This window comes from uncultured Flavonifractor sp. (assembly GCF_944387675.1).
GTDB lineage: Bacteria > Bacillota > Clostridia > Oscillospirales > Oscillospiraceae > Flavonifractor.
Genome location: NZ_CALXFV010000138.1, coordinates 1 through 4,411, shown reverse-complemented (window position 1 = coordinate 4,411; position 4,411 = coordinate 1). Strand labels below are relative to the sequence as shown.

The following is a 4,411-nucleotide window of genomic DNA, read 5'->3' as shown; positions in this document are numbered from 1 at the left end:
GGACAAGTCCGTGGCCGATGTGGTGGCCAAGGCTGTGGCCGACACCGCGGTGGAGGAGCATATCGCCAGAATCTGAGCTGTGCAAAAATACGGGGCCGCCCGGCGGCAGGCCGCATCCTGCCGCCCACAGGACCCAAACCTCACACTTTCGTCACGCAGGAGGGAACCGCCGTACCATGGACATACAAGCACTGGCCAGAAACATCCAGGCCGAAACCGAAAAGATCATTGTGGGCAAGGGAGACCGCATCCGTCTCATCATTATGGCCGTGCTGGCCGACGGACACGTACTGCTGGACGATCTCCCCGGCGTGGGCAAGACCACCCTGGTCAAAACCATTTCCATCGCCCTGGGCTGCCGCTCCGGGCGAATCCAGTTTGTCCCGGACCTGCTGCCCAGCGACATCATCGGCATGCGCATTTACAATCAAAAAACCGGGGACTTTGAGCTGCGGCAGGGGCCGGTGATGACCAACCTGCTTTTGGCCGATGAGATCAACCGGGCCATCCCCCGCACCCAATCCGCCCTGCTGGAGGCTATGGAGGAGCGGCAGATTTCCATCGACGGGGAGCGTTTTCCCCTCCCCGTCCCCTTTCTGGTACTGGCCACCCAAAACCCGGTGGAGTCGGAGAGCACCTTCCGGCTGCCCGCCGCCCAGATGGACCGTTTCCTCATCCGCATCAGCATGGGATATCCCAAGCCGGAGGAGGAATGCCAGATGCTCCGGCAGCTGGGGGACCGCATCCGGTTTGAGCAGGTACACTCTGTAACCTGCGGAGAGGAGCTGCTCCGCGCCCAGCAGGAGATTGCCTCCGTCCACGTCTCGGACGGGGTGGCCGCGTACATCGTGGCCCTTACCGGGGCCACCCGCACCCACCCCCAGCTGGTCATGGGCGCCAGCCCCCGGGCCAGCCGGGGACTCTACCGGGCGGCCAAGGTATGGGCCGCCATGGAGGGCAGGGACTATGTCACCCCGGACGACGTGAAGGCCCTGGCCCACCCGGTGCTGGAACACCGGCTGATCCCTGACAGCGGCGCCCGGTTTTCCGGCATGGACGCCGCCGCCATTCTGGACGAGGTGCTGGCTCAGGTACCGGCCTCCCCCGCCCCGGAACAGACCGGCCATGGGCGCTAAGCCCATCTTCAGCCGCTCCAGCACCCTGGTTGTCCTGCCCACCCTGGCGGGTACCCTGGTGCTGTGCCTGCTGGCGGCTTTCTTCGGCTATGGCAAGCTGGCGGCGGTGCTGATGTTTCTCTTCCTGCTGGCGCTGGCCGCCCGGCTATGGGCCGTTCTCGCTCTCCGGGGACTGGATGTCTCCGCCGCTCCCAGCGCCTGGGGAGTCTTCCCGGGGGATACCCTCACCATCCCCCTTCGCGTACACAACGGCAAGTTTCTCCCCCTGGTGTGGGCGGAGCTGTTCTTCCCCCTCTCCCCCCAGCTGTGCCTGGTGCCGGAGGAGAGCCGGGAGCCGGATGAACGGGAGCAGAGTACTCTGGCGGAGGACGGATACAGCACCCAACTGGTGGGGGAGCGCCGCCTCTCCTTCCTGCTCTGGTATGAGACGGTTCCCCTCACCATCCGATGGACTGCCCGGCGGCGGGGGGTCTACTCCACCGCAGGCTGGCGGGTGCGCACCGGCGACGGCTTTGGGCTGGTCCAGGTAGAGGCCCCCATCCTCCAGGGGGGCGGCTGGCAGTTGGCCGTCTATCCCCGGCTGATTAAGGTGCGTCCGGAGCTTTTCCTCCGCAACCGCTGGAATTCTGACACAGGGGCCAGGGGCGTTATGGAGGACCCCACCGTGATCCGCTCCACCCGGGACTATCAGACTACCGACTCCCTCAAGCGCATCAACTGGCGGCTGGCCGCCCGCTGCCTGCCCCTTACGGTAAATATCTATGAGGATATCCTCCCCCGGGGCGTTCACTTCCTGTTGGACGGAGAGAGCTTCAGCGGACCACAGCCTCACCCGGAGGAGCTGGAGGACGCCCTGAGCGTGCTGGCCTCCCTGGTGGTGCGTCTCTCCGCCCTCCAGGTCCCCTGCGGGCTGAGCCTCTGCCGGGGTTCCGGAGGCGAGGCGGTCAACCTCTTTGCAGCCGCAACGGAGGAGATGCTCTTTGCTCTGGCCGCCTACCAGGTCTGTCCGCCCAAGTGGGACGAAAACGGGGCGCTTCTGTCCCAGGCCCCGATTTTTCAGGAGCCAGCCCTCTTTGAGGCGGCCCGCAGTGTGGGCCGCTTCTACTACATCCTCTATGACGCCGCCCGTCTGGATGCCAAGGCCCTTCCCCACCGGCTGGGCAGTTCCTGTACCACCCTGCTCACCTGCCTGTGGGACGGCAAACCGGCGGGGGAGTTTGAGACAGTCCCCCTGGAGCAGCTGAAGGAGGTGGGGAGTAATGGATAATAGAAGCTCCCTTCTCCCCGCCGCCGCCTCTTTATTTGCCACCAGCTGCCTCCAGTGTACCCTGGTCTACCTCACCACACTCAACGCCTACGCCCCCGGCCCTTACTATCCGCTGATGCTGCTGCCCTACTCCCTGGTGCTGTTTGCCGCCAACCGGCTTTTCCTGCGGCGGGAGCGCACGGTGCTGGGCCTGGTACTGCTCAACGGCGGATTGAGCCTGGCAGCCTTTCTCTCTGTTGTTCTGGTAAATCCCCTGCCGGACTGGGGCAGCCTTCTCTTCGCCGCCCTGTTCTGCCTGTGGCTGGCCGCCCGGGCCGGACAGTTGGCCTGGAGTCCCCCTACCCTGTTTCAGCTTATCCTGTCCGTGGACCTGTGCCTGGCGGCGCTCGCCCTGTTTACCGCCTATCTGGCTGCGCTGGAACTGCCGGTATCCTGGTGCGCGCCCATCGCCGCCGGCTGCGCCGCCTCCATTCTGGGGTTGATTGTCTATCGCTCCGGCTCCAGCCTGAACCTGAAAAGCGGCTTGTTCCTGGCAGCGGTCTTCGCCGGGGTCTTCGCCATGGTCTGGCTGCTGGTCGGATACCTGGCCGCCCCGGCCGGGGAAGGGTTGGTCACACTGTGGAACTGGCTGGTGTCCGCGGTTCTGTTCCTGCTGGGGCAGCTGTGGCGCCTGCTGGTCTTCCTCACCTCCCTCCTCCCCCCTGCCCCTGCGGAAGAGCTGACCTTGGAGCCGGAACAGATCCAGATGCCGGAGCAGGAGGAGACGCTGACCCAAGCCAATCCGGTGGTGCTGGCCGCCTTCCTGGCGATTCTGGCTCTGGCTGCCCTTGTCCTGGCCATCCGCCTGGCCCTCCGGCTGCGCCGCCTGCGTCTGGCCCCCCATACCCACTCCGTCCGCATCTCCGGCACCCGGGCCGGGCGCATCTCCCTGCTGGCCGGACTCAGACGCCTGCTGGCCGGACTGTGGAGCCGGTTTGTCCTGCGCCTGACCCTGTGGCGGAACCGGAACACGGCCTGGGGGCTCTACTTTCTTTTAGTCCGCCGCAGCGCTCCCACGCCGTGGCACAAACTCCGGGGTGAGACACCCCGGGAATTTCTCACCCGCCTGCGGGAGGGGGCGGCGGGAGACCAGGACCTGGCCCAGGCCCTTGACCGCCTGATCCCGGCAGTGGACCTGGCCCTCTTCTCCCCCGGCGGACCGGAGGGAGAATTGCCCCAGGCTCCCCTTATCCGCCGCCGCCTGGGCAGGGCCATGGGCCTGCTCACCCTCAGGCAGCTGGTATCCCGCCTTCCCGGACTCCGAAGCCGCCTCGCCGGAGAAAACCCCGGCGGCCCGTCTCCCCACTCCTCTTCTCCCGCCTAATGCAGTCAGCGGGCAAGTACCCTTGGGTCTTGCCCGCCTTGATGGCCGCAGAGCGAGGCCGGGCAGGGCAGTCAATGGCAGCGCATAAAGTGCGCCGTTCATCTTGACCATTGACGGCCCTGACCGGAGCTGTTATCTACTCGACAAACTGCAGTTTGTTCCTGTATCATCAACGATAGTTCTATTTCATCTTCATCCGCTGCTCCGGTCATTATAAAGCCTTTGCTCTTATACAGATTTAGCGCTTGGATATTATCCCTGTTACAGGTTAAGGTTACCCGATTGGAAGGGCCAAAAGGTTTCGTCTTAATATAATCAAGCACGCGATCCAGTGCGATTTTCCCATAGCCCCGCCTCTGATTCGATTCATCAATCATCATATGCCATATATCATATTCGGGGACATCATAATCGTAAATCACCATAACATAGCCAACCATCGTATCATCTTTATATATTCCAAAAGGCTGGCATTGTTCTCTATACACATAGGCCTGCGCAAGACTGCGGACCGGGTGTGAAACAAAGCGTTCTTGTTCTGGCGCGAGTTTCAGATTAAATGCGTCAATAAAGTTTTCTTCTGTAATTTTTCTAAGGCAAACCATAAATTCCTCCATAAACTGTCCTGACTGAATCGATAAGCTG

General features: G+C 63.2%; 4 protein-coding genes. 3 read left to right on the top strand and 1 reads right to left on the bottom strand.

Annotated features, from left to right (window positions below):
• Positions 1–176 precede the first annotated feature (176 nt).
• The 3 genes from Q0J74_RS10515 to Q0J74_RS10505 are packed head-to-tail and all read left to right on the top strand — an operon-like array spanning position 177 to position 3,766.
• On the top strand, positions 177–1,136 hold the full coding sequence (locus Q0J74_RS10515; protein WP_297214398.1) for an AAA family ATPase: 960 nt from the start codon (positions 177–179) through the stop codon (positions 1,134–1,136).
• Positions 1,126–2,403 carry a DUF58 domain-containing protein gene (locus Q0J74_RS10510; protein ID WP_297214396.1) on the top strand — a complete coding sequence of 426 codons (1,278 nt, stop codon included), beginning with the start codon at positions 1,126–1,128 and terminating at the stop codon, positions 2,401–2,403. Before Q0J74_RS10515 ends, Q0J74_RS10510 begins: the two co-directional genes overlap by 11 nt.
• Entirely contained in the window at positions 2,396–3,766 is a 1,371-nt protein-coding gene (locus Q0J74_RS10505) for a hypothetical protein (protein WP_297214395.1), read from the top strand. Before Q0J74_RS10510 ends, Q0J74_RS10505 begins: the two co-directional genes overlap by 8 nt.
• 98 nt (positions 3,767–3,864) lie before the next feature.
• Here Q0J74_RS10505 and Q0J74_RS10500 read toward each other — a convergent pair.
• A partial coding sequence (locus tag Q0J74_RS10500) for a GNAT family N-acetyltransferase (RefSeq protein ID WP_363315582.1) occupies positions 3,865–4,411 on the bottom strand: 547 nt, incomplete at its 5' end.

Excerpts from the sequence above, each read along its gene's own strand:
- Q0J74_RS10515 (WP_297214398.1), top strand. The coding sequence starts at position 177 with ATGGACATACAAGCACTGGCCAGAAACATCCAGGCCGAAACCGAAAAG.
- Q0J74_RS10510 (WP_297214396.1), top strand. The coding sequence starts at position 1,126 with ATGGGCGCTAAGCCCATCTTCAGCCGCTCCAGCACCCTGGTTGTCCTG.
- Q0J74_RS10505 (WP_297214395.1), top strand. The coding sequence starts at position 2,396 with ATGGATAATAGAAGCTCCCTTCTCCCCGCCGCCGCCTCTTTATTTGCC.